Annotated in this window: 27 protein-coding genes, 1 pseudogene and 1 riboswitch; of the genes and pseudogenes, 16 read left to right on the top strand and 12 right to left on the bottom strand. The window is 65.7% G+C overall.

Annotated elements, in window-relative coordinates; all coding sequences use genetic code 11:
* On the bottom strand, nucleotides 1-136 hold a 136-nt coding region (locus WAO18_RS08505; RefSeq protein ID WP_422205506.1), incomplete at its 3' end, for a LysR family transcriptional regulator.
* A 202-nt stretch (nucleotides 137-338) separates the two neighbouring features.
* Between WAO18_RS08505 and WAO18_RS08500 the strand changes: the two genes are divergently transcribed.
* From WAO18_RS08500 to WAO18_RS08485, 4 genes are all read left to right on the top strand, one after another.
* Nucleotides 339-1,040, top strand: coding sequence for a cysteine hydrolase (locus tag WAO18_RS08500; RefSeq protein ID WP_422205497.1), 702 nt, complete (start codon nucleotides 339-341; stop codon nucleotides 1,038-1,040).
* A 28-nt stretch (nucleotides 1,041-1,068) separates the two neighbouring features.
* On the top strand, nucleotides 1,069-1,908 hold the full coding sequence (locus tag WAO18_RS08495) for an MBL fold metallo-hydrolase (RefSeq protein ID WP_422205495.1): 840 nt from the start codon (nucleotides 1,069-1,071) through the stop codon (nucleotides 1,906-1,908).
* A gap of 83 nt (nucleotides 1,909-1,991) precedes the next feature.
* Nucleotides 1,992-2,432: a DsrE family protein gene (locus WAO18_RS08490; protein WP_422205493.1), complete on the top strand. Its 441-nt coding sequence runs from the start codon at nucleotides 1,992-1,994 to the stop codon at nucleotides 2,430-2,432.
* 100 nt (nucleotides 2,433-2,532) lie between these two features.
* On the top strand, nucleotides 2,533-3,771 hold the full coding sequence (locus WAO18_RS08485; RefSeq protein ID WP_422205491.1) for a WS/DGAT domain-containing protein: 1,239 nt from the start codon (nucleotides 2,533-2,535) through the stop codon (nucleotides 3,769-3,771).
* Nucleotides 3,772-3,780: 9 nt separating this feature from the next.
* Here WAO18_RS08485 and WAO18_RS08480 read toward each other — a convergent pair whose 3' ends face one another.
* The 4 genes and pseudogenes from WAO18_RS08480 to WAO18_RS08465 all read right to left on the bottom strand — a co-directional run.
* Entirely contained in the window at nucleotides 3,781-4,362 is a 582-nt protein-coding gene (locus WAO18_RS08480) for a MarR family transcriptional regulator (RefSeq protein ID WP_422205489.1), read from the bottom strand.
* On the bottom strand, nucleotides 4,359-5,936 hold the full coding sequence (locus WAO18_RS08475; protein WP_422205487.1) for a pyruvate, phosphate dikinase: 1,578 nt from the start codon (nucleotides 5,934-5,936) through the stop codon (nucleotides 4,359-4,361). The genes WAO18_RS08480 and WAO18_RS08475 overlap by 4 nt, the downstream gene beginning before the upstream one ends.
* A gap of 8 nt (nucleotides 5,937-5,944) precedes the next feature.
* Nucleotides 5,945-6,202: a hypothetical protein gene (locus WAO18_RS08470; RefSeq protein WP_422205485.1), complete on the bottom strand. Its 258-nt coding sequence runs from the start codon at nucleotides 6,200-6,202 to the stop codon at nucleotides 5,945-5,947.
* A 48-nt stretch (nucleotides 6,203-6,250) separates the two neighbouring features.
* Nucleotides 6,251-6,355, bottom strand: a pseudogene (locus WAO18_RS08465) (dinucleotide-binding enzyme); the annotation flags it as partial.
* 96 nt (nucleotides 6,356-6,451) lie between these two features.
* Here WAO18_RS08465 and WAO18_RS08460 point away from each other — a divergent pair.
* A complete protein-coding gene (locus WAO18_RS08460) occupies nucleotides 6,452-6,967 on the top strand; it encodes a DoxX family protein (protein WP_422205483.1) in 516 nt (171 codons plus the stop codon).
* Here WAO18_RS08460 and WAO18_RS08455 read toward each other — a convergent pair.
* A complete protein-coding gene (locus WAO18_RS08455; protein WP_422205481.1) occupies nucleotides 6,951-8,324 on the bottom strand; it encodes a flavin monoamine oxidase family protein in 1,374 nt (457 codons plus the stop codon). The two genes, WAO18_RS08460 and WAO18_RS08455, sit on opposite strands and share 17 nt — an antisense overlap.
* A 99-nt stretch (nucleotides 8,325-8,423) precedes the next feature.
* Nucleotides 8,424-9,830, bottom strand: coding sequence for a short-chain fatty acyl-CoA regulator family protein (locus WAO18_RS08450; RefSeq protein ID WP_422205504.1), 1,407 nt, complete (start codon nucleotides 9,828-9,830; stop codon nucleotides 8,424-8,426).
* A gap of 130 nt (nucleotides 9,831-9,960) precedes the next feature.
* Between WAO18_RS08450 and prpD the strand changes: the two genes are divergently transcribed.
* From prpD to WAO18_RS08435, 3 genes are read left to right on the top strand one after another with little or no spacing between them, the layout of a single operon-like run.
* Nucleotides 9,961-11,475, top strand: a complete 1,515-nt coding sequence (gene prpD / locus WAO18_RS08445; RefSeq protein WP_422205479.1) for a 2-methylcitrate dehydratase PrpD — start codon at nucleotides 9,961-9,963, stop codon at nucleotides 11,473-11,475.
* Nucleotides 11,472-12,389 (top strand): methylisocitrate lyase, encoded by a 918-nt coding sequence (prpB, locus tag WAO18_RS08440; protein WP_422205477.1) that lies wholly within the window; start codon nucleotides 11,472-11,474, stop codon nucleotides 12,387-12,389. The genes prpD and prpB overlap by 4 nt, the downstream gene beginning before the upstream one ends.
* On the top strand, nucleotides 12,386-13,534 hold the full coding sequence (locus tag WAO18_RS08435) for a bifunctional 2-methylcitrate synthase/citrate synthase (protein WP_422205475.1): 1,149 nt from the start codon (nucleotides 12,386-12,388) through the stop codon (nucleotides 13,532-13,534). Before prpB ends, WAO18_RS08435 begins: the two co-directional genes overlap by 4 nt.
* Here the strand turns inward: WAO18_RS08435 and WAO18_RS08430 are convergent.
* Complete coding sequence (locus WAO18_RS08430; RefSeq protein ID WP_422205502.1) at nucleotides 13,518-14,375, bottom strand: SDR family NAD(P)-dependent oxidoreductase; 858 nt, start codon at nucleotides 14,373-14,375, stop codon at nucleotides 13,518-13,520. The genes WAO18_RS08435 and WAO18_RS08430 overlap by 17 nt on opposite strands.
* Before the next feature lie 57 nt (nucleotides 14,376-14,432).
* Between WAO18_RS08430 and WAO18_RS08425 the strand changes: the two genes are divergently transcribed.
* Genes WAO18_RS08425 through WAO18_RS08405 form a run of 5 tightly spaced genes read left to right on the top strand, consistent with a single transcriptional unit; the run spans nucleotide 14,433 to nucleotide 18,286 of the window.
* A complete protein-coding gene (locus WAO18_RS08425; RefSeq protein WP_422205474.1) occupies nucleotides 14,433-15,515 on the top strand; it encodes a dihydrodipicolinate reductase in 1,083 nt (360 codons plus the stop codon).
* A complete protein-coding gene (locus WAO18_RS08420) occupies nucleotides 15,515-16,012 on the top strand; it encodes a VOC family protein (protein WP_422205472.1) in 498 nt (165 codons plus the stop codon). Before WAO18_RS08425 ends, WAO18_RS08420 begins: the two co-directional genes overlap by 1 nt.
* Nucleotides 16,009-16,782 (top strand): SDR family NAD(P)-dependent oxidoreductase, encoded by a 774-nt coding sequence (locus WAO18_RS08415; protein ID WP_422205470.1) that lies wholly within the window; start codon nucleotides 16,009-16,011, stop codon nucleotides 16,780-16,782. Before WAO18_RS08420 ends, WAO18_RS08415 begins: the two co-directional genes overlap by 4 nt.
* Nucleotides 16,779-17,396, top strand: a complete 618-nt coding sequence (locus WAO18_RS08410; protein WP_422205468.1) for a TetR/AcrR family transcriptional regulator — start codon at nucleotides 16,779-16,781, stop codon at nucleotides 17,394-17,396. The genes WAO18_RS08415 and WAO18_RS08410 overlap by 4 nt, the downstream gene beginning before the upstream one ends.
* The gene (locus WAO18_RS08405) at nucleotides 17,396-18,286 is read left to right on the top strand and encodes a DUF1295 domain-containing protein (RefSeq protein WP_422205466.1); all 891 of its coding nucleotides are present in this window, start codon (nucleotides 17,396-17,398) and stop codon (nucleotides 18,284-18,286) included. The genes WAO18_RS08410 and WAO18_RS08405 overlap by 1 nt, the downstream gene beginning before the upstream one ends.
* Here WAO18_RS08405 and WAO18_RS08400 read toward each other — a convergent pair.
* Both WAO18_RS08400 and WAO18_RS08395 read right to left on the bottom strand, forming a co-directional pair.
* Nucleotides 18,283-18,669, bottom strand: coding sequence for a thiol-disulfide oxidoreductase DCC family protein (locus WAO18_RS08400; protein WP_422205464.1), 387 nt, complete (start codon nucleotides 18,667-18,669; stop codon nucleotides 18,283-18,285). The genes WAO18_RS08405 and WAO18_RS08400 overlap by 4 nt on opposite strands.
* Complete coding sequence (locus WAO18_RS08395; protein WP_422205462.1) at nucleotides 18,666-19,130, bottom strand: hypothetical protein; 465 nt, start codon at nucleotides 19,128-19,130, stop codon at nucleotides 18,666-18,668. Before WAO18_RS08395 ends, WAO18_RS08400 begins: the two co-directional genes overlap by 4 nt.
* A gap of 129 nt (nucleotides 19,131-19,259) precedes the next feature.
* On the opposite strand from WAO18_RS08395, the gene WAO18_RS08390 reads away from it, so the two are divergent.
* Nucleotides 19,260-20,993, top strand: a complete 1,734-nt coding sequence (locus tag WAO18_RS08390; protein WP_422205460.1) for a DUF3556 domain-containing protein — start codon at nucleotides 19,260-19,262, stop codon at nucleotides 20,991-20,993.
* A gap of 51 nt (nucleotides 20,994-21,044) precedes the next feature.
* Here WAO18_RS08390 and metE read toward each other — a convergent pair whose 3' ends face one another.
* Together metE and WAO18_RS08380 are read right to left on the bottom strand one after the other, a co-directional pair.
* On the bottom strand, nucleotides 21,045-23,327 hold the full coding sequence (gene metE, locus WAO18_RS08385) for a 5-methyltetrahydropteroyltriglutamate--homocysteine S-methyltransferase (RefSeq protein ID WP_422205458.1): 2,283 nt from the start codon (nucleotides 23,325-23,327) through the stop codon (nucleotides 21,045-21,047).
* Between the two features lie 134 nt (nucleotides 23,328-23,461).
* Nucleotides 23,462-23,672, bottom strand: a riboswitch (cobalamin riboswitch).
* Nucleotides 23,673-23,702: 30 nt separating this feature from the next.
* Complete coding sequence (locus WAO18_RS08380) at nucleotides 23,703-24,365, bottom strand: SDR family oxidoreductase (RefSeq protein WP_422205456.1); 663 nt, start codon at nucleotides 24,363-24,365, stop codon at nucleotides 23,703-23,705.
* A 101-nt stretch (nucleotides 24,366-24,466) separates the two neighbouring features.
* Here WAO18_RS08380 and WAO18_RS08375 point away from each other — a divergent pair, with 101 nt between their 5' ends.
* On the top strand, nucleotides 24,467-25,615 hold the full coding sequence (locus tag WAO18_RS08375; RefSeq protein ID WP_422205454.1) for a thiolase family protein: 1,149 nt from the start codon (nucleotides 24,467-24,469) through the stop codon (nucleotides 25,613-25,615).
* Nucleotides 25,612-26,400 carry an enoyl-CoA hydratase-related protein gene (locus tag WAO18_RS08370; protein WP_422205452.1) on the top strand — a complete coding sequence of 263 codons (789 nt, stop codon included), beginning with the start codon at nucleotides 25,612-25,614 and terminating at the stop codon, nucleotides 26,398-26,400. The genes WAO18_RS08375 and WAO18_RS08370 overlap by 4 nt, the downstream gene beginning before the upstream one ends.
* Nucleotides 26,401-26,404 lie beyond the last annotated feature (4 nt).

Genomic DNA, 26,404 nt, shown 5'->3' with positions numbered 1-26,404 from the left:
GCGTACCCATCTCCCGCTCTAAACGCCGGATCAGATCGCTCAGCGTTGACTGCCCCATGTGCAGGTTCTGCGCAGCCCGACCGAAGTGCAGCTGAGTACCTACAGCAACGAAGGCCTCAAGCTGTCGCAGCTCCACCCGCAAATACTAACCACGCCAGAAAGTGACCGGCCTGGATTATTCGGCGCCGACGAAAACAGCGATCCGACATTGGCCCTTGATCCGACCGGCGCAGCATCGCAGTCTGTACGCAACCATTGATACGCACTACGAAGGATGCTGCATGACGGCCCGCATGGTTCGTTCCTAACCGAAGCCCATCGACCCCGGGAGCCATGCCGTGAAATTCGACCCCGCCGACACCGCAATCGTCGTCATCGACCCGCAGAACGATGTCCTGTCCCCTTCGGGCAGGAACTGGGATGTTTTGGCCGCAAGTGTGACTGAGAACAGGACAGTCGAGAACCTCGTCCAAATATTCACGGCGGCGGCAGCGGGCGGCTACGGCGTGTTTATTTCTCCGCACTACTTTTACCCGACCGACCACCGCTGGTTGTTCAATGGGCCACTGGAGGAAGACGAACTTCGCACCAACACATTTGCACGCGTCGGCCCCCTCAGCCTTGACGGCTTCGCTGGTTCGGGTGCTGATTGGCTCGACCAGTTGAAGCCGTTCATCGAGGACTCAGCGACCGTCGTCGCCAGCCCTCACAAAGTGTGGGGACCCCAAACCAACGACTTGGTGCTGCAACTGCGCAAGCGGCGGATCACCAAGGTGGTCCTGTGCGGCATGCTCGCCAACATCTGTGTCGAATCGCACCTGCGGGATCTGCTCGAGCAGGGATTTGAAGTAGCCGTGGTCCGCGATGCCACAGCCGGCCCCCGGCACCCGACTCGCGGAGACGGCTACCGGGCGGCCTTGGTCAACTACGCATTTCTCGCACATGCCGTTCCATCTACGGCCGAGGCAGTCGCGGCCATGGCAACCGAGAGCGGGCGCGTGCCGCACGGCGCTGCGCCGTCAGCACCGCAAGACGAGTGACCGGACTGTACTCAAGAGAGGACCGGCGATGAGGTCGTTGGATTTAACGAGCGGTGAGGTCGCGGATTTCAGCCAGGGCGAGGTCTATTTCATTGGTAACGCCACCACGTTGATCCGATTCGGCGGACTGGTTGTATTGACAGATCCCGCTTTTCTTCACAAGGGTGAACACGTCTTTTTGGGCCATGGGATTTGGGCACGGCGCGAGGTTGAGCCGGCGTGTCAGATCTCCGACCTGCCCCCGATAGATCTGGTCGTCTTATCCCATTACCATGGCGACCACTTCGATGACGTTGCCGCTCGTGAGCTGGACAAAACTCTGCCCATTGTGTCGACGGCTGACGCAGTCGACAAGTTGACTGCGTTGGGCTTCAGGCGTGGGTACCCCCTGGGGACCTGGGAATCGCTGGTGGTCCGCAAAGGCGACGCGGAGCTGACGATAACCGCGATGCCGGGCAAACACGCAACGAACGACGCGGTTGATCAATTACTGATGCCGGTTAACGGGCATCTGCTCGACTTCAATCGCGGCGGCGATCACCTCTACCGTCTCTATATCACCGGCGACACGATGCTCGTTGACGACCTCGAGGATATTCCCCGTCGCTACCCTGACATCGACCTCGGCCTGATTCATACCGGGGGCACGACCTTCCTTGTCACGGTCGTCACGATGACCGGCGAGCAGGCGGTGAGAGCGGTAGAGATCACTCGACCCCGCACCGCTATCCCGATCCACTACAACGACTTCTCGGTATTCATGTCGGGACTCGACGACTTCAAGCAGGCAGCCGAAACCTCGGCTGCAACTACACAATTCGTTTACCTCGCTCATGGCGAGACCTACACGTTCACGCCCACCACCTAAGTAGCCTTTAGCAACGCACCGGCGACATCGTCTGACCACCCCGCTGACACCGACTCGGACCACATGCAATTGAAAGGAACCCGATGGTTACCGGCCACGAAGAACTAGAGATCGACATCGCTGTGGAACTCGACGAGGTGAAGGTCGCCTTCGGGGTTGCGTCGCTGACTTTCGAAGGCGATCTGCCCGCCGCCCTCTTCCACGTCGGGCTCCTCCTCGATGACGCGGCAGCGTGGAAGGTGAAGCCACAACTGGTCGTGGTGTTCCATACCAACGCGGGTCACGTGACGTTAGGCGACGACGTGTACAACCGCGATCGGCACATCGTCAGCGGGAATCCGTATAAAGCCCTCGTCGCCGACATGATGGAAAGGGGCGTCCGCGTCGAACTGTGTGGTGCGACCGCTAAAGCCCACGGATGGCGAAACTCCGACACAATCGCCGGTATCAAGATCAATACTGACGCGATGGCGCGCCTAACGCAATTGACGCAACAGGGATACGTCCTTATCCCCGAATTCTAGGGACGCGGTGCCAGGCAAAGCACGCCTTGTCCCAGCGGCGCATCCGCCCGCGTCGCACCGCAGGTCCAACCTGCCGACTGTGGATCCATAGGATGCTGACATGCCGACCCGTATGACAGCAGTAGACGCGCAGTTCTACTGGATGTCGGCCAAGGTCCCCAGCGACGAGTTGATGCTCTACGCATTCAACGGTGAGCCAACGGATTTCGAGCGCGCAGTCGACGAGGTGTGCAGCAGGGCGCAAGCGTGTCCCGCCCTGACGCTCCGCGTCGAGGACGGATCACCGTGGACCTACCCGCGCTGGGCGTCGACGGCCATCGAGCCGGAGCAGGTGCTGCGACACCACCTCGACGACGGCAGCTGGGGCGGCTGCATGGACGCCGTGGCCAGGCTCGCCGACGACCCGTTGGACATCCGCCGGGCGTCGTGGCGCATGCACCTCTTCGCGCCGGTGCACGGCATGCCAGGCAGCGCCGGCCCGGCCACGGTTGCGGTCATGCAGTTCGCGCACGCGCTGTCCGACGGTCCGCGCGCCCTGGCGCTGGCCGCATGGCTGTTCGGTCGCGCGACTCCGGTGCCTGACGTGGTGGCGGCTTCGCCGGGTTTCCTGCCCTGGCGCGGCGTCGTTGCGGCGCGCACTCATCGCCAGCAGGTGCGCGATACCCGCGCCGGCCTGTTGCCGCCTCCGATCGGAGCGCAGCCGGCGCTGTCCACCAACGACCGCCCGACGGGCGCACGTTCTGTGCGCACGCTGCTGCGGCCCCGCTCGCAGCTGAATGGCCCAACCGCCACCGTCGCGGCATTGGCCGCGGTGTCCGGTGCGCTCTCCGGCCACCTGGGCGACGCAGCCGCGTCGCTGGTGGCCGAGGTCACCATGGCGAAACCTGGTGTGCCCCATGCCCATAATCATTTCGCCAACGCCACGGTCGGATTGTATCCGGGCCTGAGTCGGCAGGATCGGCTGCAAAGGATCGCCGCGGACCTGGCCAATGCCCGCCGCCGCTCGGAGCACCCGGCGGTGCTGGCAGCGGACCGGGCGTTTGCGGCGGTGCCGGCTCCGTTGCTGCGCTGGGGTGTCAGCCTCTTTGATCCCGAGGTGCGCCCATCGCAGGTGTCCGGAAATACCGTGGTGTCAAGCATTTACCGGGTACCCACCGATCTGCGCCTCGGCGATGCACCCGTGGTGCTGACTGCCGTCTATCCAGGGCTGTCACCGGCGATGGGTCTCACCCACGGCGTGTGGGGCGTCGGCGACATGGTGACGGTCAGCGTGCACGCGGCAGAATCCGCTATACCCGACATCGACGACTATGTCGCCCGATTGGACGCCGAGCTGTAACGAAATCGCTTAAGCGTCATCGGTTCCGCGAGTCAGACCCGCGGCCAGGAGCAGTTCTTCGTGTAGCTCGAACCACACGGTGTGATACGAGTCGATGAGCGGGCGGGCCAGCCAGATGGTCTCGCCGGCATGAATGTTGTCCAGGGCTGTCTGCAGTTTCGCCGTGTAGCGGCTCAGTCGCGGTAGCTCGGCGGCCGCCGCGGCCACGATCGCTGTGACTCGCTGGTGGACGTCGTCGAGGCGGGCCAGCACCGCCGCGTCGTAGTCGGCGTCCTGGTGTGTGTTTGGCCGGCCTTCCTTGAGCTGCCAATCGGTTACCAGGCCTTTGAATTCGCCGTTGACGGAACAAAATTCGTCGTAGGCCGCCAGGACTGCCGTCATGTCGACATTCGACCGTTCGTCGCTAAGCAGTTCCTCGAGGCGCTCCCGGCCTTCGGGGCTGAGCCGCAATGTCGGACCATCGACCAGCAGACCCGCTCCAACGAGCCGGTCGACGACGTCACCAAGATCTGCACCCAACGTTGCGGCCAGATCGTCGCGGCTGACCCGGCCTTTCAGCCGAACCGCCTGTAACACAACCAGTTCGCTCACGACACTCCGCTGAGCCGGATCGCGGCCAGCATCGCCAGCAGAGGGCTGGCGGAGACCACGTCGCTATGCCCATTGGCCATGGCGCTGCGCACCGCGGCTTCGGAATGGCGGTCCAATCGTGGATAGTCGCCGCGGGCGTGGGCCCGTAGCGGGCTGACCCGCCTTGCGATGTCGGCCAATTCGCGTAGCTCGGGAGTGTCGTCCTCGGACCAGGCGGACGGCGGCAGGCTCCCTTCGCGCACTTCGCCCTCGTTGCCGTCGACGGTGACCAGCTTGCCGGCCAGCGAATCGGCGACCCCGCTGCCGCAGCCGACCACGGCCACCCGGCCCAGCTCGCGGCTGACCACGGCGGCGTGGCTGGTGGCGCCACCGGTTTCGGTGACGACGCCGCGGGCGACCAGCATGCCGTGGATATCGTTGGGACTGGTGTGGTTGCGAACCAGGATGACGTCCTCGCCGCGATCGGCGGCGTCAATGGCCGCATCCACCTCGGTGTAGGCCCGCCCCGACGCAATGCCGGGCCCGGCAGGCAGGCCGGTAGCCAAAAGCGTTGCAGCCATCCGGGTCTCGGGTTGTAGTGCAGGCCTCAGCAACGCTTCGACATGCGCGGGCGCCACCCGTCGCAGCGTCTCGGCCTCGTCGATCAGGCCGTCGTCCAGCAAATGCAATGCCAGGCGCACCGCAGCCTGCGCCGACCGCTTGGCCGCTCGCGTCTGCAGCAGCCACAGTGTGCCGTCCTGAATGGTGAACTCGATCTCTTGCACGTCCGCCGCCAGACGCTCCAACGAGCTTGCAGCGGCAATCAATTCGCCGTAGACGGTCGGCAGTTGCGCGCGCAGTGCGGCGATGGGTTCGACGTCGACGGTGCCCGATACCACGTCGTCGCCCTGGCCGCCCCGCAGCCACTCGCCGAACTCCTCGTTGGCGCCGGTTATCGGGTTACGGGAAAACACCACGCCCGCACCGGAATTAGCGTCGAGGTTGCCGAAGACCATGGCCTGCACTACCACTGCGGTGCCGGCGTGGTCGTTGAGACCGTGGTGCGAACGGTAGGCGACGGCACGCGGCGAGTCCCACGAGGCGAACACCGCCTCGATCGCGGCGCGCAACTGCCGGTAGGGGTCGTCCGACGCCGGGCCGGTCACGATGCGCTGGTACGACTCGGTGAATCGCCGCCTGGAGTCGCGCGCGAATCCTGCCGAACCCTCAGCGGCCAAATCCTTTTCGACGTCGTCACTGAAACCGAGGTCCAGCAGGGTGTCCATCATGCCGGGCATCGACACGGCCGCACCCGAACGCACGCTGACCAGTAGCGGATGCGGCCCTCGCCCGAACGTCCGCGAGGTCTCGGCTTCCAATGTGCGCATTCCGGCCAGCACGTCGTCCCAGATCGCATCGATCGTCGACTCGGGTTCGGCGCGGTAGCGCACCCCGACCTCGGCGGTGATGCAGAACGCGGGCGGCACCGGCAGACGGTTGGCGCGCATCAAGTCAATGCCGAACCCCTTGTGGCCCAAAATCTCCGGCCGCGACGACGCGCCGCCATCCAGGAGTATCACGGGACGGGTCGACATGCGGATGTTCAGGCTCGACCGCGCAGCAGACCGAAGCCGAAGTCGGTGCCCAAGCCGCGGCGCAGTGCGAGATGGATCCACAACAGCGCAAAAGGCTCCAGGAGCCGGGCAAGTGTCAGATCGCCGGCGTCGGTGGTTTCGAAGCCCAGCTCGCTCACCAGCCCGGCGGTGACCGTTTTGGCCGCGTCGTCGTCGCCGCAGGCGAACATCACCGGGGTGTTGGCCAACTCGGGCCCGTCCATCATCGGGGCGCCGATCTGGTTCATCGCTCTACAGACCCGCGCGCCCGGCGGCGCCCAACCCGCGACCTGCTCGGCACCTGACTTCGGGTCGTCGGGATTGCGGACGCCGAACGTGACATCGTGGCCGCGGTTGTGCCATGCGGTGCCCAGCGAACGCCCGACGTTGCCCGCGCCAATGATCGCGATCTTGATAGTCGCTCCTTTGTGGTGGTGTGCGGCTGGCAGGATACCTCTGCCTGTCCTGTGCCTACCCGATGATCTAGGTTGACGTCTATGAATGATGCCTATGACGTCGGGTTGCTGATCCTGCGGCTAGTGCTGGGCTTGACGCTGGCCGCTCATGGCTACAACAAATTCTTCGGCGGGGGACGGATCCCCGGAACCGCGGGCTGGTTCGAGAGCATCGGGATGAAGTACGGCAAATTCCAGGCCGTTGTCGCCGCGACCACCGAGATGAGCGCCGGACTGGGTCTGGCCGCAGGCTTGCTGACGCCCATCCCCGCTGCCGGTTTCGTCGCGCTGATGCTGGTGGCCGCGTGGACCGTGCACCGCCACAACGGCTTCTTCATCGTCAAGGAAGGCTGGGAGTACAACTTGATCCTGGCAGCCGCGGCGGTGGCCGTCGCGACGCTGGGCCCCGGTAAGTACAGCCTGGATTACCAGATCTTCGGTCCTGGACTCTTCCACCCCGGCTGGCACGGACTGTTCGGCTCGCTGCTGCTGGGCATTGGTGGGGCGCTCGGCCAGTTGGCGCTCTTCTACCGGCCGCCGGTCAAGCAAGCTCAGTAGCCGCGACCGATTCGCGCGCGAGCACCTCTTCGGCGGCACGCTCTCCAGAGCGGATGGCGCCGTCGACCCATCCGCACATCACGGCCGAGCTCTCCGTCCCGGCCCAATGGATGCGGCCGCACGGCTCGCGCAGGGTGTAGCCGAACTCGGTCAGTACACCGGTGGGTGCGTGGCTGATCATCCCGCCACCGGAATAACGCTCGAGACTCCAGTCCTGCTCGTGGAAACCGATCGGCGATCCGGCCTTGTCGCCGAACCGGTGGACCAGCTCAGCCACGACCGCCGCTTGGCGCTCGGCCCGCGCCAGTCGCCCCAGCCGTCGTGCGGCCGGGCCTTCGGTGATCACACACATGACGCCGGGCGTGCCGGTGTCGGTGCAGGCGTCGATGGTCAGGGTGGCCAACGATCCCGGCGCGGCCGTCTGGCCGGACAGGCCGGCGGCGCGCCAGAACGGCTCGTCGTACACGACCGAGATCTTGAAGATCGCGCCGCTGGGCATTCGCTGGTGCAGGAACAACCGATCGAGCGGCAGCGTCGGCTGATAGTCGATCTGGCCGGCGATGGCCAGCGGAACGGCCACGATCACCCGTTGTGCCCGCACGGACAGGTCGTCGGAATGAACCGTGACGCCGTCGGCGTCCTGGGCGATATGCCGCACAGCCTGCGACAGCTGCAGTGCATCGCCGAGCTCGGCGGCAACCGGTCGGTAAATGGCTCCCATCCCGCCGACCGGGCGGGAATCCTGGGAGCCGTCCTCGCTCGACACGACGAAGTCCGGCCCGCCGCCGGAGGCCATCTGGTAAAGCACCCACAGCAACGACACCTCTGCGGCAGCCGAGGTGTAGGGGCCGGCCAGCGCCATGTCCAGCATGTCGCGGGCCTGCTGAGACATGATGTTTTTGTCGAGCCATGCCGCCAAACTGATCTGGTCCCACTCGGCGGCCCGGCGAGCCTGCCACGGGGCTTGCAGCGGAATCGATCGGCACATCTGCCGTACTTTGATCAACCCGACGCCGAGGTTCATCGTCGCCCACGGGCTCACCGTCCACGGGATGGTGCCGGCATAGCGGTGCTGCTTGCCGCCGACGATCATCATCGACTTGCCGCCGATGTACTGCTTGTAGGCCGGCACCCCGAACTCACTCATCAACGCGTAGACCCGATCCTGGCCCGGTCCGATCCATGCACCGCCGCGATCGATCCACGACCCGTCGCCGAGAACCTCGGTGTAGGTGCGCCCGCCGACCCGATCGCGGGCCTCCAGCAGCGCCACTGAGCGACCGGCCTGCTTTAGCCGCAGGGCGGCCGTCAAACCGGCGAATCCCGCACCGACAACGCAATAGTCGACATCTGTCATGGCTGATCTCAGCAGCAAGCTACGCCGATCGTGATGCGGAAATCCGAAATCCGGCAATTCTTAGGTGGATTCGCGCCGGGGTGTCGCCGGTCACGCAGGCTAAGTAGCCGGTGAGTACGGCAGGCCGCTACCGGTGTTCTCGTCGACTGCGACGCGTCCGCCGAGGTAAGGAAACGCGCGCTGCGCGCAGGCCAACCGGTTGCAGATCTTGCAGCCGGCGCCGATCGGGACGGCGGTGTTCGGGTCGTCGAGCGCGATCCCGGTCGAGTAGACCAGTTTGTCGGCGTGGACAAGGTCGCAGCCCAGCCCGATGGCGAAGCTCTTGTGCTGACCCAGATAGCCCTGGCCCTCGGGCGCGGTGGTCTTGGCGAGCCAGAAATACGAACGGCCGTCCGGCATCTGGGCCACCTGCGTGACGACCCGTCCCGGTTGGGCGAAGGCATCATGCACGACCCACAGTGGGCAGCTGCCACCGACCCGGCTGAAGTGAAATGCCGTGGCGGACTGGCGTTTCGAGATGTTGCCAGCCTTGTCGGTCCTGACGAAAATAAAGGGCACGCCGCGCAGCTGGGGTCGCTGTAACGTCGAGAGCCGGTGGCACACGGTCTCGAAGCCGACCTCGAAGCGGCGGGCCAGCAGGTCGATGTCGTAGCGTAATTCGGCTGCGGCACTGTGGAATTCACGGTAAGGCAACAGAAACGCGCCGGCGAAGTAGTTGGCCAGGCCGATCCGGGCGACACCACGGGATTCCGGGGTCAGCCGGTCGTCGGTGGCCAGTATCGCCGAGAGCAGCTCAGGCTGGCTCACCAGTGCGAGTTGGGTGGCGATCTGAAATGCGCGCTGACCGGGCAACAGCCACTGCGCAATCCGCAGCACCCTGGTCTCCGGGTCGTAGGAGCGCTTGGCGTGCGCGGCAAGGTCGGCGTCGACCACCACCCGTACGCCGAACCGGTCGTGCATCAGCGCCGACAACTGGACGTCCAGTCCGCCCACCGTCATCCCGCTCTGGATGAACATCTGCTCGGCGGCGACGTCGAGTTCGCCGACGTAGTTGTTGCGGTCGTAGAAGAAGTCCCGCACTTCCTCGAACGGCATCGGAAGCTCCGCCGGTATCGGCGTCTCGGTCGTGGCGTGCGAGCGGTAGGCCTCCAACTCCTCGGTGGCATCCCGCAGCCGGCGGTAGACGGCCACCAGGTTGCGGCCCACCTCAGGCATCCTGGCCACCAACTCCTCGATGTGCCCAGAGCTGACCGAGTCATCGGGCGCGGCGGCGGTGAACACGTCGGACAGATCGGCCACCAGGCGGGCATCGGAATCGGTGGAGAAGTAGTTCGACGGCAGGTCGAACCGCTCCGCGAGAGCGACCAGCACCGCGACCGTGATGGGCCGCTGGTCGTTTTCCAGCTGGTTCACGTAGCTGGTGGACAGATTCAGCGTTCGGGCCAGCGCCGCCTGGCTGAGGCCACGCTCGTTTCGCAACCGCCGCAGCCGGGCACCCGAAAACATCTTCGCCACGCGTTGAGACTTTACTCTGCGTTGGCTTACACAACGTTCGCAATTTGCGCTGAATCAGGACGCAAAATTACGCATGTACAGGTACTTTCCCTGGCCGCGGTCTTTGCATAGTGTGCGAATTATGTTGAACCATGAGGTGCGGACCCACCGCAGCGCCGACGACTTCCCGATCACCGAACACCTGGCCTACAAGATCGCGCAGGTGGCCGCCGACCCCGTGCCGGTGGCCCCGGAGACCGAGGCCATGGTGATCAACCGGGTTATCGACAACGCGGCGGTCAGCGCCGCCTCGGTGCTGCGCCGGCCGGTCACCACCGCCCGCCACCAGGCTGTGTCTCATCCGGCGTTGCCGGGTAAACCGGGCGCGACGGTCTTCGGTGTCGACGGCAGCTACTCGGCCGAGTGGGCGGCCTGGGCCAATGGCGTCGCGGTCCGTGAACTCGACTACCACGACACCTTCCTGGCCGCCGAATACTCCCACCCCGGCGACAACATCCCGCCGCTGGTCGCGGTTGCCCAGCAAGTCGGCGTGCGCGGCAACGACCTGATCCGCGGTCTGGCCACGGCCTACGAGATCCAGATCGACCTGGCCAAGGGGATCTGCCTGCACGAGCACAAGATCGACCACGTCGCTCACCTCGGCCCGTCGGCGGCCGCCGGGCTGGGCACCATGCTCCGGCTCGACGCCGACACCATCTACCAGGCGATCGGACAGGCGCTACACCTGACCACCGCGACCCGCCAATCCCGCAAGGGGGCCATCTCCAGCTGGAAGGCGTACGCGCCCGCCCTGGCCGGAAAGGTCGCCGTCGAGGCCGTCGACCGGGCTATGCGCGGCGAGGGATCACCCGCTCCCATCTGGGAGGGCGAGGACGGCGTGATCGCCTGGCTGCTGTCGGGTCCCGATCACACCTACCGGGTGCCGCTGCCTGCGCCCGGCGAGCCCAAGCAGGCGATCCTGGACAGCTACACCAAGGAGCACTCCGCCGAATACCAGAGCCAGGCGCCGATCGACTTGGCCCGCCGGCTGCGGATGAGCATCGGCGATCTCGACCAGATCGCCACGATCGTGCTGCACACCAGTCACCACACCCACTACGTGATCGGCACCGGGTCCGGGGATCCGCAGAAGTTCGACCCCGACGCATCACGCGAGACGCTGGATCACTCGCTGCCCTACATCTTCGCCGTCGCACTGCAGGACGGCAGCTGGGACCACGAGCTCTCCTATGCCCCCGAGCGGGCGCACCGGCCCGACACGGTCGAGCTGTGGCACAAGATCTCCACGGTCGAGGATCCGGACTGGACCCGCCGATACCACTCGAACGACCCGGCCGAGAAGGCGTTCGGGGCGCGCGCGGAGGTGACGCTCAAGAGCGGCGAGGTGATCACCGATGAGCTGGCCGTCGCCGACGCACATCCGCTGGGCGCGCGGCCATTCGAACGCGAGCAGTACATCGGCAAGTTCACTCATCTCGCCGATGGAGTCGTGGATCCCGCTGAGCAGCAACGCTTCTTGGAGATCGTGCAGCGTGTCGGCGAGCTGAAGGGCGATCAGCTGGGCGCGCTGAACGTGCGCGTGCTGCCCGAGGTGCTGGACAAGGCGCCGACGATTCCGTCCGGGATCTTCCGATGACCGGTCTGCTGGGGGCCGCATCCAGTGCCGCCGACAAGCGGGCAGCGTTTCGATCCGGGCTGAATTCCGGTCGCCTGCAACGCTTCCCGGGCGCATTCTCGCCGCTGGTGGCCAAGCTCGTCGCCGAGATCGGGTTTGAGGGCGTCTACGTCTCCGGCGCGGTACTGTCTGCCGATCTGGGGCTGCCCGACATCGCGCTGACCACGCTGACCGAGGTCACCGGGCGGGGCGCACAAATCGCTTCGGTCACCGACCTGCCCACGCTGATCGACGCCGATACCGGATTCGGTGAGCCGATCAGCGCCGCGCGCACCATCACGCTGCTGGAGGACGCCGGGCTGGCCGGCTGCCACCTCGAGGACCAAGTCAACCCGAAGCGGTGCGGCCATCTCGACGGCAAAGCCGTTGTGCCCGCTAACGACATGGTCAAGCGACTGCGGGCCGCGGTGGCGGCCCGCCGGGACCCGAACTTCGTGATCTGCGCCCGCACCGACGCGGCGGGGATCGAGGGCGTCGACGCCGCCATCGAACGGGCGCGCGTGTACACCGACGCTGGCGCCGATCTGATCTTCACCGAAGCACTGACCGGTCCGGCCGACTTCGAGAAATTCCGCGCCGCAGTGGATGTTCCGCTGCTGGCCAACATGACCGAGTTCGGCAAGTCTGAGCTGCTGACCACCGCGCAGCTCACCGACATCGGCTACAACGTGGTGATCTACCCGGTGACCACGCTGCGGCTGGCGATGTTCGCCGTAGAAGACGGCTTGCGTGAAATCGACTCCAAGGGAACACAATCCGGCCTGCTGGGGCAGATGCAGCACCGCAAGCGGCTCTACGAACTGCTGCGCTACGCCGACTACAACCAATTCGACGACGAGATCTTCAACTTTGATGTGAAAGGCCCGAACCAATGACCACCGCATCCCCCCCTTCAGAGGCAAAGATCTACAAGGGTCTCGCCGGCGTCATCGTCGACACCACCTCGATCTCCAAAGTTGTGCCCGAGACGAACTCGCTGACCTATCGCGGCTATCCCGTGCAGGATCTCGCGGCGCACTGCAGCTTCGAGCAGGTCGCCTATCTGCTCTGGCACGGCGAACTGCCGACCGACGGACAACTCGCGTTGTTCAACCAGCGCGAGCGGGCCAATCGTCGGGTGGACCGTTCGATGCTGTCGCTGCTCGCCAAGCTGCCCGACACCTGCCATCCAATGGATGTGGTGCGCACCGCGATCAGCTACCTGGGCGCCGAGGATCCCGAAGAGGACGACAGCGCCGAATCGGCCAACTTCGCCAAGTCGCTGCGGATGTTCGCGGTACTGCCCACCATCGTCGCCGCCGACATGCGGCGCCGGCGGGGTCTGGACCCGATCGCGCCGCACAGCCATCTCGGCTACGCGGAGAACTTCCTGAACATGTGTTTCGGCGAGGTCCCCGAGCCAGTCATCGTGTCGGCATTCGAGCAGTCGATGATCCTGTACGCCGAGCACAGCTTCAACGCTTCCACCTTCGCTGCCCGGGTGGTGACTTCGACGCAGTCTGACATCTACAGCGCGGTGACGGCGGCAATCGGTGCGCTTAAGGGCCCGCTGCACGGCGGGGCCAACGAGGCGGTGATGCACGACATGATCGAAATCGGCGAGCCGTTGAGAGCAGCAGAGTGGTTGCGCGGCAAGGTCTCTCGCAAAGACAAGGTAATGGGCTTCGGGCACCGCGTCTACAAGAACGGCGACTCCAGGGTGCCGACGATGAAGGAGGCGCTGATCCGCGTCGCGGAGGCCCGCAACGGCCAGCGCTGGCTGGAGATCTACAACATCCTGGAATCCGAGATGTTCGACGCCACCAAGATCAAGCCCAACCTGGACTTCCCGACCGGGCCGTGCTACTACCTGATGGGATTCGACATCCCCAGCTTTACACCGCTTTTCGTGATGAGCCGGATCACCGGCTGGACGACCCACATCATCGAGCAGGCGGGCTCCAACGCATTGATCCGTCCGCTGTCGGAGTACTCGGGACTGCCGCAGCGCAGCTTTACCGCGGCTACAGCAGGTCGGTAATGGTCTTCAGGCCGGCGTCGTAGAGCACGCCGGGCAGCATGCCGCCGTCGCACTCGATCGTCGTGCCGTTGACGAAGTCCGCGGCGCCGCCGGCCAGAAAGACGCACACCCGGCCAACTTCTTCGGGCTCGCCCGCGCGCTGCAACGGGACAGCAGCGAAGTACTTTTCACCGGTTGGGTCGTCCTTCGGCAGGACGAACGACCGGAAATTCTCGGTCATCGTCGGGCCCAGCGCGACGCAGTTGACCCGGACCTTGGGTCCCCACTCCTGAGCGAGCGACCGGGTCAGCTGGTTGAGCCCGCTCTTGGCCGCACCGTAGGACACCAGGGTCGGTGAGCCCGCCGGATGCCCGGCGCCGCTGGAGATGTTGACGATGCAGCCGACGCCGTCCTGGGTGGCCATCTGCCGGTATGCCCGGATGGCGAACCACAGCGGGCTGATCAGGTTCATCTGCACGGCAAAAGCGTGGAACAGCGCGGTGCGCTCAAAGTCGTCGTCGCTGCGCGGCGCACCCTGAATACGTTGCACCAGTTCGGGAATGCACTCTGCGTGCGGCGCCGGAACCGTCCCGCCGGCGTTGTTCACCAGGATGTCGACGCGGCCGTGGGTGGCCACCACGTCCTCGACGAAGGAGTCGATCGAGCGGTAGTCACCCTGGTCGCAGACCTCCTGAGACGCGCGCGGTGCCCAGTCGGGGTCGATGCCGGGGATGGCGTCCAGCGGTGAACGTGAGCAGCCGATGACCGTGGCGCCGGCCCGTAGTAGCTCGTGGGCGATGCCGACTCCCACACCCCTGCTGGTTCCGGTGACGATCGCGATCTTGCCGTCGAGGACGCCCATTCGCCGACCCTTCGTCGTCGTTGACAGTGACTGCCAGTCAGTCATACTGTGCCACGCATGACTAACTCCGCCAAGTTGCGTGTCGTCCAGTGGGCAACCGGAGGCGTCGGCAAGGCCGCCATCGAATGCGTGCTCAACCATCCGCAGCTCGAGCTGGTCGGCTGCTGGGTACATAGCGCGGACAAGAACGGGCGCGACGTCGGTGAGATCCTTGGCGTCGAATCGCTCGGTGTCGCTGCGACATCCAGCAAGGACGAAGTGCTGGCGCTCGACGCTGACTGCGTGGTGTACAGCCCGTTGATTCCCAATGACGACGAGGTTGTGGCGATTCTGCGGTCGGGCAAGAATGTGGTGACCCCGGTGGGCTGGGTGTATCCGGACAAGGACAACCCCGCTGTCGCGGCGATCGCCGCCGCCGCCGCCGCCGGCGGGGTGACCCTGCACGGGTCGGGTATCCATCCCGGCGGCATCACCGAGCGATTCCCGTTGATGATCTCGTCGCTGTCCTCGGCCGTCACGCACGTGCGCGCTGAGGAGTTCTCCGACATCCGTACCTACAACGCCCCGGACGTGGTGCGCCACATCATGGGTTTCGGCGGCACCCCCGAAGAGGCCATCAGCGGTCCGATGGCCGGCCTGCTGGAAAACGGGTTCAAGATGTCGGTGCGAATGATCGCCGACCACATGGGTTTTCGTATCGAGCCGAACATCAGGACGATCCAGGACATCGCGGTCGCGACCGCCGACATCGACTACGGCCCGTTCCCGATCCGCGCGGGCACCGTGGCTGCGCGCCGGTTCCGCTGGCAGGCGCTGATCGACGGCGAACCGGTGATCACCGCTGCGGTCAACTGGCTGATGGGCGAGGAGAATCTGGAGCCCGCCTGGAATTTCGGTGAGCGCGGCGAACGCTTCGAGGTCGAGATCACCGGCGACCCCACCGTGAGTCTCACGTTCAAGGGTCTGCAGCCCGAGACGATCGCCGAAGGGCTGGTGAAGAATCCGGGCGTCGTGGTCACCGCCAATCACTGCGTCAACGCCATCCCCGATGTGTGCGCTGCCGAGCCGGGTATCAAAACATACCTGGACCTGCCGATGTTCGCCGGGCGCCCAGCCGCTCGTCTCGCATCGAGCACCTGATGGCCGTCCTGCCCGACATCTCGTTCTGTCATCTCGTCGTGGGGGTGACCGACATGGATCGTGCGCTGGAGTTCTACCGCGATGTGCTGGGCATGGACGTCGTCTTCGAAACCATGATCTCCGGTGAGCCTTTCGACGCCGCGCTGCACGCGAAACGCAAACAGGAGGGCCGCGTGGTCGGTGGTGTGTTGGGCGGGCTGATGGTCGAACTGTTGTCGCTGGGCGCCAAACCCGCCACGGAGTCGCCGGCCCGCCGAGGTATCACCGGCATCCAGAACATCTCGCTGTCGGTCGTCGATCTCGACGACACGCATCGGCGCATCCGCGAGGCCGGCTATCCTCCGGAGCAGGATCCGTTCGAGATCGGCGGAGTGCGAATGTTTTTCGTCAAAGACCCGGACGGGACCCCGGTCGAGTTCATCGAGCTGCCCGGTGGTGCGCGCAGCACCTATGAGATGCACCGGGGTGTGCCGCCGCGGATCGGACCGGTCGGATGAGCTACACGCACCCCGATTCGATGCGCGGCCACGTCGCGATCATCACCGGCGGCGCGCAGGGCGTCGGCAAAGGCATCGCCGCCGCGCTGCTCGAACGGGGCGCAGCGGTGTTGGTGGTCGACATTCTCGCGGACAAGCTGGCCGCGACCACCGAAGAGCTGAAACCCGCAGGGCGAGTGGAGCAATTGGTTGCGGACTTGCGCGATCCGCACAGCGCAGCGCGGATCGTCGCAGCAGCGGTGGACGCCTTCGGCGAGGTGCACGGGCTGGTGAACAACGCCATCGCCACCAACGAACCCAAGGCCTTCGTCGACATCACCGCCGAAGACTTCGCGCTCGGTCATGATGTCGGACCGCGTGCGAGCTTCCTGCTGATGCAGGCCGTGCATCCCCTGATGGTTCAGGCCGGCGGCGGTTCGATCGTCAACCTGGGCTCGGGCACCGGCACCGGTGGTGAGCCCAAGTGGGGCGGATACGCCGCCGCCAAGGAGGCCATCCGTGGGCTGTCGAAGGTCGCGGCGCTGGAATGGGGCCGCGACAACATTCGGGTCAACGTCGTCTGCCCGTTCGCCGAGTCCGACGGTGTCAAACTGTGGAAGCAGTTCGCGCCGGACGACTACACCAAAGCGGTGCGGCGAGTGCCGATGAAACGCATCGGCGATGTCCGTGCCGACGTGGGCGCGCTGGTGGCGTTCCTGCTGAGCAGCGACGCGACTTTCGTCACAGGACAGACCATCCACGTCGACGGCGGGATCGGCAGCTTCCGATGACCGAGTCGCTGCGCGAACGGCAGCGGGCACAGATCCGGGCCGACATTCGCCGGGCGGCGTTCCGGCTGTTCATCGACCGCGGCTACGACGCGGTGACCACGGAGGAAATCGCCGCCGCCGCAGGCGTTTCGCCGCGCACCTTCTTTCGGCACGTGCCGGCCAAGGAAGAATTGCTGCTGGCGCCGGTCCGCTACGGAGGCGCCGCCATCGTCAGCCTGCTCGAAGAGCGGCCCGCCGCCGAATCCCCTGATCTCGCCCTGATCAACGCCATCATCACCCGGACTCGTTCGTTCGGCGTGGCGGACACCGAAGAGTGGCGGGAAGCCATGCTGGTCGCCCCCGACCTGCTCGGCAAGCTGACCATGCACCTGCCCGCCGACAAGGAGCGGGCGACGAAGCTGGTCGCCGAACGCATGGGCGCCAACCCCGACACTGACATCCGGCCCGGACTGTTGGTTCAACTTGCCTTTGCGGCAGCGGATTTCGCGTTCCAGCAGTGGGTCCGCCAGTCGACGAAGAAGCCCCGGGCGCTCGACCGCTACGTCACCGAGGCGCTCGAGGCGGTCAAGAGCCCGCTGTGGCGGCGCCGGCAGAGAGAATGGAGACGCAGCTGATGCCAGAGACCAGAAGCAGGGCGGGATCACTGACGCTGGTCGGTGCCGCGTATGTCGTTGCCATCGCGGTGGGCGCGGCCTGGCTGGTGTGGGGTGTGCACACCGGGCGGCTCTGGCTGGATACGTTGATCGCCGACCTGCTGGCCACGTTGGCCATTTTCGTATTCAGCCGGGCGTACGGCAATTCCAGCTTCTACGACGCCTACTGGAGCGTGGTTCCGCCATTGCTGTTGTTCTACTGGTGGAGTCAGTCCGGTGCGCAGCAGCTGCGGTGCTGGCTGATCGCGGTGGTGGTGGTGTTGTGGGCGATACGTCTGACCGCCAACTGGTTGTACGCGTTTCCCGGTCTGCACCATGAGGATTGGCGCTACCCGATGTTCCGGGAGCGGGCCGGGCGGTGGGAGTTCGTGGTCGACTTGGTGACGATCCACCTGATCCCGACACTGCTGGTGTTCGCCGGCATGATGCCGGTCTACGTCGCGGTGACCCGGCCCGGTGGCGACATCGGTTGGCTGACCGATATCGCTTTCGTCGTCGGGCTGGCGGCCGTGATCCTCGAGTTGATCGCCGACGTGCAAATGCACCGGTTCGTCCGGCATAAGGCCGACGGCCGGAAAGATGAGGCGATGGACCGCGGATTGTGGTCCTGGTCGCGGCATCCGAACTACTTCGGGGAGTTCAGTTTCTGGGTGTCGCTGGCGCTGTTCGGTGTCGCCGTGGCGCCGTCGGACGCCTGGTGGATCTGCCTGGGCGCGCTCGGGATGCTGGGCATGTTCCTCGGCGGCAGCATTCCGATGATGGAGACCCGCAGCCTGGAGCGGCGGCCAAACTATCAAGACGTGATCGACCGGGTTCCCCGCTTCGTGCCTCGTCCGCCGCGGCGGGCCTAGCAGGCGGCCGGATGGGACTCGCAGTACGGCGTGGTCCCCGGGAACCGGTACCGGTTCGCGGCCACCCACCGGTAGACGGCTTCCTCGATGCCGCGAAGGCCCGGAATTCGATAGATTGCCAGCGGGATTCGGGTTCCGACCGCTGCTGAGAGTGCCGCGTTTGCCGCCTCGGCTCCCGAGTAGACCGCGCCCGAGGAGTCCAGCCACCGGACCGATTCCAGCAGGCTTGCCGGCGTGATGCCCAATCGCTCTGCGGCGCCCGGGCTTTGCAGAGTTTCGGTCGCGACGTTACCGGTGCGATTGAACTTCAGCAGCAAATCCCTGGAGCGCGTGCACATTCCGCAGGCTCCGTCGAAGAACAGCGTTCCCGCCGGGGCGTTCATTGTGACACCCGTTGCGGTAGGTGCACGATCTTTGCGTCGCCGACTGGTCGGCGGGCCCGCACGCCGGCGATGGCGAACACGATGCCGGTGGCGATCTCGGAAGCGGCGCTGACCCAGGAGAACCACGTCACGTTGATGCGTGGACCCGAGACGAAACTGTCCTGGAGTGCCGGAAGGTAGCTCGGCAACAGATGCGCGAAGATGAACAGCCCGGCGCTGCCGAAGCCGACCGCGATGGCAGCTTGCGGTGCCCGACGGTGCCCGGTGAGCGCCATCAGAACGGCGGCCACCACGAACGCCCCCTGAATCATGCCGCCGACCATGACCGCATGCGGTGACGCTGACATGCCGCGTCGCAGATGATCGATGACGTGCACGCCCCAGCCGATGGCGAAAGCTATTGCCGCCCAACGGAGATATTGATCGGTGGAAGCGGGTGGCTGCGGAAGCTGAGTTGTCATCGCGGATCACCGTCCTAAGGGCCTGATAACCAGTTCTACTACTACGAAAAGTAGTAGTCAAGGATTCCGGCGACAGGGTTTACGAAGAACGGGAACCATCGGGCTAGAACACGTTCTAGTCTTGCCGCCATGGGATTTCTCAAACAGGAAACTCCGCAGATCGACTTCGAGGAGTGGAGCAAGGGCACCCGCGCTGAAAAGATCATCCCGATGGCCCGGCACTGGGCCGAGGTCGGCTTCGGCACCCCGGTGTTGCTGCACCTGTTCTACGTCCTCAAGATCGCGCTCTACGTCCTGGCCGCCTGGCTCCTTGCGCTGACCACGACCGGTATCGACGGCTTCACGAACATCGCGGACTGGTACGCCGAGCCGATCGTGTTCGAGAAGGTCGTGCTCTACACGATGTTGTTCGAAGTGGTCGGACTCGGCTGCGGCTTCGGCCCGTTGAACAACCGGTTCTTCCCGCCGATGGGCTCGATCCTGTACTGGCTGCGGCCCGGCACCATTCGGCTGCCACCGTGGCCGGGCCGGATTCCGCTGACGAAGGGAGATACTCGCACGCCGTTCGACGCACTGCTGTACGCGGCGCTACTGGTGCTGCTCGTCATCGCGATCATCTCCGACGGGATCGGGCCGATGCCCGCGTTGGGCACGACGGTCGGGGTGCTGCCGGCATGGCAGATCTGGGCGGTGCTCGGTGTGCTGGCGGTGCTGGGCCTACGCGACAAGGTCATCTTCCTGGCCGCCCGCGGTGAGGTGTACGCCTCGTTCACTGTCGCGTTCCTGTTCGCCGGCTACGGTGTGGATCTGATCCTCGGCGCAAAGCTGGTGTGCCTGGTCATCTGGCTGGGCGCGGCGACGTCGAAGCTCAACAAGCACTTCCCGTTCGTCATCTCGACGATGATGAGCAACAATCCGATGTTCCGGCCAAAGTTCATCAAACGCATGTTCTTCGAACACTTCCCGGACGACCTTCGGCCGGGCTGGCGCTCGCGCTGGCTCGCGCATTTCAGCACCGCGATCGAGGGACTGGTGCCGTTGGTGTTGTTCTTCAGCCACGGCGGCTGGCCCACTGCGATCGCGGCGTTCGTGATGCTGTGCTTCCACTTCGGCATCCTGTCGTCGATCCCGATGGGCGTGCCGTTGGAGTGGAACGTCTTCATGATGTTCAGCGTGCTCGCCCTGTTTGTCGGGCACGCCTCGGTCGGGCTCGCTGACCTGACCACGCCGCTGCCGATACTGCTGTTCGCGGTCGTGGCCGGCACCGTCGTGACCGGAAACCTGTTGCCGCGCAAGGTCTCGTTCCTGCCCGGCATGCGTTACTACGCGGGCAACTGGGACACCACGCTGTGGTGCATCAAGCCGTCAGCGGAGGCGAAGATCGCCAACGGCGTCGTTGCGATCGCGAGCATGCCGGCGGCCCAGCTGGAAAAGTTCTACGGCAGCAAGGAAGCCGCACAGATCCCGATGTACATGGGATATGCGTTCCGCGCGTTCAACACTCACGGGCGGGCGCTGTTCACCTTGGCGCACCGGGTGATGGCCGGCCACAACGAGGACGACTACGTGCTGACCGACGGCGAACGCGTCACCAGCACCGCGATCGGCTGGAATTTCGGCGACGGGCACTTCAGCAACGAGCAGTTGGTCGCGGCTCTGCAGCGGCGCTGCCACTTCGAGCCGGGGGAGGTGCGTGTGGTGATGCTCGACGCCCAGCCCATTCACCGGCAGACCCAGCAGTACCGGTTAGTCGACGCTGCCACAGGCGAATTCGAGCGCGGCTATGTCCAGGTCGCCGACATGGTGACGCGGCAGCCGTGGGCCGACGACGTGCCGGTGCACGTCTACGACGGCACGGCATGACAACGAAGGCCGGGCGCCACTTAGCGGCAACGCCCGGCCTTCATCGCGTGGTTATGCGTTGGCGCGGACTTCCTTGGTCGCAGCGACCAGGTTGGCCAACGACGCGTTCACCTCGTCGGAGTTGCGGGTCTTCAGACCGCAGTCCGGGTTGACCCAAAGTCGTTCAGCGGGAACGGCTTTCAGCGCAGCACGCAGCGACGTGGCGATCTCCTCGGTGCTCGGCACCCGCGGCGAGTGAATGTCGTAGACACCCGGCCCGACGCTGTTGGAGAAGCCGATCGAGTTCAGGTCGTCGAGCACCTCCATGTGCGAGCGGGCCGCCTCGATCGAGGTGACGTCGGCGTCCAGGTCGGCGATCGCGCCGATGACCTCGCCGAACTCCGAGTAGCACAGATGCGTGTGGATCTGCGTCGAGTCCTCAACACCCGATGTCGAAAGCCGGAACGAGCCGACCGCCCAGTCCAGGTAGGCCGGCTTGTCAGAGTCGCGCAGCGGCAACAGCTCCCGCAGCGCGGGCTCGTCGACCTGGATCACCGCGATACCAGCCGACTGCAAGTCGACCGTCTCGTCGCGGATGGCCAGCGCCACCTGATTGGCGGTTTCGGCCAGCGGCTGGTCGTCGCGGACGAATGACCACGCCAGGATCGTCACCGGACCGGTGAGCATGCCCTTGACCGGCTTGTCGGTCAGCGACTGCGCGTACTTGGCCCACTCGACCGTCATCGGGTGCTGGCGGGTCACGTCACCGTAGAGCACCGGCGGACGCACGCAACGGCTGCCGTAGGACTGCACCCAGCCGTTCTTGGTGGCGAAGAAGCCGTCCAGCTGCTCGGCGAAGTACTGCACCATGTCGTTGCGCTCCGGCTCGCCGTGCACCAGCACGTCGATGCCTAGGTCCTCCTGCAACTTGATGACGTCGGCGACCTCTTTGCGCATCCGGTCCTTGTATTCGGCCTCGTCGATCTCACCGGCGACGAGCGCGGCGCGCGCCTTTCGGATCTCGACGGTCTGCGGGAACGACCCGATGGTGGTCGTCGGCAGCGGCGGCAGGTGCAGGCGGTCGTTCTGCACTTCCCGGCGCTTGGTGGCCGGGCCACGTTCCGTGCCACCAGACTTCGCGATCGACTCGAGGCGCGCACGCACCTCGCTGTTGTTCAGCCGCGGGTCCTTCTTGCGCGAGGCGACGGCTGCGTTGGATTGCGCGATCTCGTCGGCCACCGCCTCGCGGCCGTCCTTCAGCGCCTTGGCCAGCGTGGCGACCTCGTGCACCTTCTCGGCGCCGAACGCCAGCCAGCTGCGCAGCGCGTCGTCCAGGTCGGTCTCGGGCTCCAGCGAGTAGGGCACATGCAGCGTCGAGCACGACGTGGATACCGCCACCGAGCCCGCCGGACCCAGCAGGCTGGCCAGCTTGCTCAGCGCCGACTCCAGGTCGGTGCGCCAGATGTTGCGGCCGTCGACGATGCCGGCCACCAGCGTCTTGTCGGCCAGGCCCGGGGCCCCAGAAATGTTGGCCACCGCGGTGTCGGGGCCGTAGACGAAGTCGACACCGATCGCCTCGACTGGCGTGCGGGCCAGCGCGGCCAGGCCTTTGCCGGGGTCGCCGAAGTAAGTGGCGACATGGATCGCGGGCCGCTTGTCCAGCACTCCCAGCGTGTTGTAGACCTTTTCGGCGAGCGCCGGCGCGTCGTCGGCGATATCGGCCACCAGCACCGGCTCGTCAATCTGCACCCACTCCGCGCCCTCGTCGGCCAACTGGCTCAGCAGGTCGCTGTACAGCGGGACCAGCTCGTCGAGGCGCTCGATCGGTGCGCCGGCGCCGTCGACCGCCTTACTCAGCAGCAGGAACGTGACCGGGCCGATGACGACCGGACGAGCTGTAATGCCTTGATCCTGAGCTTCTTTGAGCTCCGAGAGAATTTTTTCGGGGTGCAGGGAGAACTTCGTCTTCGGCCCGATCTCCGGGACGATGTAGTGGTAGTTGGTGTCGAACCACTTGGTCATTTCCAAGGGCGCGATGTCCCCGGTGCCGCGGGCGGCCGCGAAGTAGCGGTCCAGGTCGTCGGAGACGGCCTGCACGCGATCCGGCAGGGCGCCGAGCAGGACGGCCGTGTCGAGCACCTGGTCGTAGTAGGAGAAGGTGTTCACCGGCACCGAGTCCAGGCCGGCGGCAGCCAGCTGGGACCAGGTGTCATGGCGCAGGGCGGCGGCGACCTTTTCCAGCTCAGATCGGCTGGTGTTGCCTTTCCAGTAGCTCTCGGTGGCGCGCTTGAGTTCGCGCTTCGGGCCGATGCGCGGGGATCCGGTGACGGTGGCGGTAAACGGTATGGCGGTCACAGTGGTTCGTGGTCCTTCAATCGACGGGGTGGGCACCGCCGACGGACGCGAAACCGATCCGGTGCAGCGCTCACGGCCACTGCAACCATTACGGCCAGACGCCCATTCCTCGAGGCGGTGAGCCGCCAGGCGCGGCGCGCCCGGCACAGCCGGCAGGTCTTCGGACTCACAGGCGTGCACCGGATGGTGCTCCTACTGGCCGTCGCTTCCCGGTTGTGTGACCAGTGCATTAGACGGCGGTCGTTCCTGCATACCGCTGCGGGACAGTCCCGGACTCCCACCGGGTTCCCTCTTACGAAGCACATTCAACATGCTTCGCTCGATGCCGACCTCGTCACCCTCGACGTAGTCGACAGACCAACTGCGTAGTGCAGATTACCCGGTCATAACGGCTTCAGGTATCGGCAGGTCGCCGTTGTTGAAGTCGATGGTCCGGCGGATCGTCGATGGTTCCTGCAATGCGGCGGCCGCAACCAGTGCAACGTCCTCCCGCGAGACCGATCCTTTGTCCGCGGCGCCGGCCCCGACCGCGATCCGGCCGGTCGCCGGATCCAGCGTGAGACGGCCGGGCCCCAGCACAGTCCAGTCCAGGTCGCTGGCCCGGAGATGGGCGTCGGCCGCGGCCTTGGCCTCCGCATAGGGAAAGAACGAGTTGTCCTCCGGCACGCCGTGATCAACTCCCGCGCCGAAGTACGACACCATCACGAACCGTTGCACGCCGGCCTGGCCGGCAGCATCGATCGTCCGGATTGCCGCATCGCGGTCGACGGCGTAGGTGCGGGCCGGGTCGCCGCCACCGGCGCCGGCGGAGAACACCACCGCGTCGTGGCCGGCCAGCAGATCGGCCAGCCCATCGGTGTTCAGGGTCTCGATGTCGGCGACGACGGGACGGGCGCCGGTGGCGCTGACGTCGTCGGCGTGGTCGGGATTGCGGATGACCGATATCACCTGATTTTCGACGTCACTCCGTTCCATCAGGATGCGAGCCAGATGAAGAGCGACCTTGCCGTGGCCGCCGATGATCACTATGCGGGACATGCTTGCGACGCTACCGACCACTTGAGCACCCCAGCGACGAGCCAACTAACGGGTTGGTTAACAATCGATCCAAGTACTCAAGGCAGAAGGAGATATAGGCCATGGCTGAAGCCGTCATTGTCGAGGCAGTTCGTTCCCCGATCGGCAAGCGAAACGGCGGCCTGTCCGGCGTGCATGCCGCTGACTTGTCCGCCCAGGTGCTCAACGGTCTGGTCGAGAAAGCCGGCATCGATCCCGGTCTCGTCGACGACGTCATCTGGGGCTGTGTCATGCAGGCCGGCGAGCAGGCCCTCGACATCGGACGCACCGCCCTGCTGACCGCCGGTTGGCCCGAGACCGTTCCCGGTGTCACCGTCGATCGCCAGTGCGGTTCCAGCCAGCAGTCCATCCATTTCGCCGCCGCCGGTGTGGTAGCCGGGCACTACGACGTCGTCGTCGCGGGCGGGGTGGAGTCGATGTCGCGGACCCCGATGGGTGCCTCACTGTCCAACGGCGGGCGGCCTTACTCCAAGGCGTTCCTGGACCGCTACCACGGCACCGTTCCCAATCAGGGCATCGGCGCGGAGATGATCGCCGAGCAGTGGGGGTTCGACCGGACCAAGGTTGACGAGTTCTCGTTGGGTTCGCACGAAAAGGCCGCGGCGGCACAGGATTCCGGTGCTTTCGACGACCAGATCGTCGGCATCAAGGACCAGGACGGCAACGTGGTGCTGAAGGACGAAGGCATCCGTCGCGGCACGCCGATCGAAAAGATGGCACAGCTCAAGCCCGCCTTCAAAGAAGACGGCGTGATCCACGCCGGGAACTCCAGCCAGATCTCCGACGGATCGGCCGCGTTGCTGTTCATGACGGCGGAGAAGGCAAAAGAGTTGAAGCTCAACCCGATTGCCAAGGTGCACACCGCCGTGCTGGCCGGCGCCGACCCGGTGATCATGCTGACCGCCCCGATCCCGGCCACTCAGAAGGCGCTGAAGCGCTCGGGTCTGACGCTGGATGACATCGGGGTCTTCGAGGTCAACGAGGCGTTCGCGCCAGTGCCGCTGGCGTGGTTGAAAGACATCGGCGCCGACGAGAAGAAGCTCAACCCCAACGGCGGTGCGATCGCGCTGGGTCACCCGCTCGGCGGATCCGGTGCCCGGATCATGACCACGATGCTCTACCACATGCGGGACAAGGGAATTCGTTACGGCCTGCAGACCATGTGCGAGGGCGGCGGCCAGGCCAACGCGACGATCGTGGAGCTGTTGTGACCGACGCTGCGGTGCTCAGCGAGCGCCGCGGTGACGTCCTTGTCATCACCATCAACCGGCCGGAGGCGCGCAACTGCGTCAACGGGGCCGTCAGCATCGGCGTCGGTGATGCGCTCGAGCAGGCGCAACATGACGTCGATGTGCGGGCGGTGGTGATCACCGGTGCCGGCGACAAATCCTTCTGTGCCGGAGCGGATCTCAAGGCGATTTCGCGCCGCGAGAATCTGTATCACCCCGACCACGCAGAGTGGGGCTTCGCCGGTTACGTGCACCACTTCATCGACAAGCCGACGATCGCCGCGGTCAACGGCACCGCGCTGGGCGGTGGCACCGAGCTGGCCCTGGCCAGCGATCTGGTAGTGGCCGAGCAACGCGCACAGTTCGGTCTGCCGGAGGTCAAGGTTGGCCTGCTCGCCGGTGCGGGCGGTGTGTTCCGCATCGCCCAGCAGCTGCCCCGCAAGGTCGGCATGCAGATGCTGCTGACCGGTGAGCCGATCAGCGCCGCCGAGGCCGCGCAGTGGGGGCTGATCAACGAGGTCGTTCCCGACGGCACAGTGCTGGAGGCCGCGCTGGCGCTGGCCAAGCGGATCACCGTCAACGCGCCACTGTCGGTGCAGGCCAGCAAGCGGGTCGCGTATGGCGCCGACGACGGCATCATCCCCGACGAGGAGCCCAGCTGGGCGCGTACCGTGCGCGAGTTCGGCACGCTGCTGCGGACCGAGGATGCCAAGGAAGGCCCGCTGGCGTTCGCCGAGAAGCGTGAGCCGGTCTGGAAGGCGCGCTAAAACG

The organism is Mycobacterium sp., assembly GCF_049278535.1.
In the GTDB taxonomy this organism is placed as follows: domain Bacteria; phylum Actinomycetota; class Actinomycetes; order Mycobacteriales; family Mycobacteriaceae; genus Mycobacterium.
Note: the sequence above shows the minus strand (reverse complement) of the source record. Positions and strands in the feature narration are given on the sequence as shown.

What these genes read in the sequence shown, in the direction of transcription:
- WAO18_RS08495 (WP_422205495.1), top strand. Translation starts at nt 1,069, where the DNA reads ATGAGGTCGTTGGATTTAACGAGCGGTGAGGTCGCGGATTTCAGCCAG.
- WAO18_RS08490 (WP_422205493.1), top strand. Translation starts at nt 1,992, where the DNA reads ATGGTTACCGGCCACGAAGAACTAGAGATCGACATCGCTGTGGAACTC.
- WAO18_RS08485 (WP_422205491.1), top strand. Translation starts at nt 2,533, where the DNA reads ATGCCGACCCGTATGACAGCAGTAGACGCGCAGTTCTACTGGATGTCG.
- WAO18_RS08475 (WP_422205487.1), bottom strand. Translation starts at nt 5,936, where the DNA reads ATGTCGACCCGTCCCGTGATACTCCTGGATGGCGGCGCGTCGTCGCGG.
- WAO18_RS08470 (WP_422205485.1), bottom strand. Translation starts at nt 6,202, where the DNA reads ATGAACCAGATCGGCGCCCCGATGATGGACGGGCCCGAGTTGGCCAAC.
- WAO18_RS08460 (WP_422205483.1), top strand. Translation starts at nt 6,452, where the DNA reads ATGAATGATGCCTATGACGTCGGGTTGCTGATCCTGCGGCTAGTGCTG.
- WAO18_RS08455 (WP_422205481.1), bottom strand. Translation starts at nt 8,324, where the DNA reads ATGACAGATGTCGACTATTGCGTTGTCGGTGCGGGATTCGCCGGTTTG.
- WAO18_RS08450 (WP_422205504.1), bottom strand. Translation starts at nt 9,830, where the DNA reads ATGTTTTCGGGTGCCCGGCTGCGGCGGTTGCGAAACGAGCGTGGCCTC.
- prpD (WP_422205479.1), top strand. Translation starts at nt 9,961, where the DNA reads ATGTTGAACCATGAGGTGCGGACCCACCGCAGCGCCGACGACTTCCCG.
- prpB (WP_422205477.1), top strand. Translation starts at nt 11,472, where the DNA reads ATGACCGGTCTGCTGGGGGCCGCATCCAGTGCCGCCGACAAGCGGGCA.
- WAO18_RS08435 (WP_422205475.1), top strand. Translation starts at nt 12,386, where the DNA reads ATGACCACCGCATCCCCCCCTTCAGAGGCAAAGATCTACAAGGGTCTC.
- WAO18_RS08430 (WP_422205502.1), bottom strand. Translation starts at nt 14,375, where the DNA reads ATGGGCGTCCTCGACGGCAAGATCGCGATCGTCACCGGAACCAGCAGG.
- WAO18_RS08425 (WP_422205474.1), top strand. Translation starts at nt 14,433, where the DNA reads ATGACTAACTCCGCCAAGTTGCGTGTCGTCCAGTGGGCAACCGGAGGC.
- WAO18_RS08420 (WP_422205472.1), top strand. Translation starts at nt 15,515, where the DNA reads ATGGCCGTCCTGCCCGACATCTCGTTCTGTCATCTCGTCGTGGGGGTG.
- WAO18_RS08415 (WP_422205470.1), top strand. Translation starts at nt 16,009, where the DNA reads ATGAGCTACACGCACCCCGATTCGATGCGCGGCCACGTCGCGATCATC.
- WAO18_RS08410 (WP_422205468.1), top strand. Translation starts at nt 16,779, where the DNA reads ATGACCGAGTCGCTGCGCGAACGGCAGCGGGCACAGATCCGGGCCGAC.
- WAO18_RS08405 (WP_422205466.1), top strand. Translation starts at nt 17,396, where the DNA reads ATGCCAGAGACCAGAAGCAGGGCGGGATCACTGACGCTGGTCGGTGCC.
- WAO18_RS08400 (WP_422205464.1), bottom strand. Translation starts at nt 18,669, where the DNA reads ATGAACGCCCCGGCGGGAACGCTGTTCTTCGACGGAGCCTGCGGAATG.
- WAO18_RS08395 (WP_422205462.1), bottom strand. Translation starts at nt 19,130, where the DNA reads ATGACAACTCAGCTTCCGCAGCCACCCGCTTCCACCGATCAATATCTC.
- WAO18_RS08390 (WP_422205460.1), top strand. Translation starts at nt 19,260, where the DNA reads ATGGGATTTCTCAAACAGGAAACTCCGCAGATCGACTTCGAGGAGTGG.
- WAO18_RS08380 (WP_422205456.1), bottom strand. Translation starts at nt 24,365, where the DNA reads ATGTCCCGCATAGTGATCATCGGCGGCCACGGCAAGGTCGCTCTTCAT.
- WAO18_RS08375 (WP_422205454.1), top strand. Translation starts at nt 24,467, where the DNA reads ATGGCTGAAGCCGTCATTGTCGAGGCAGTTCGTTCCCCGATCGGCAAG.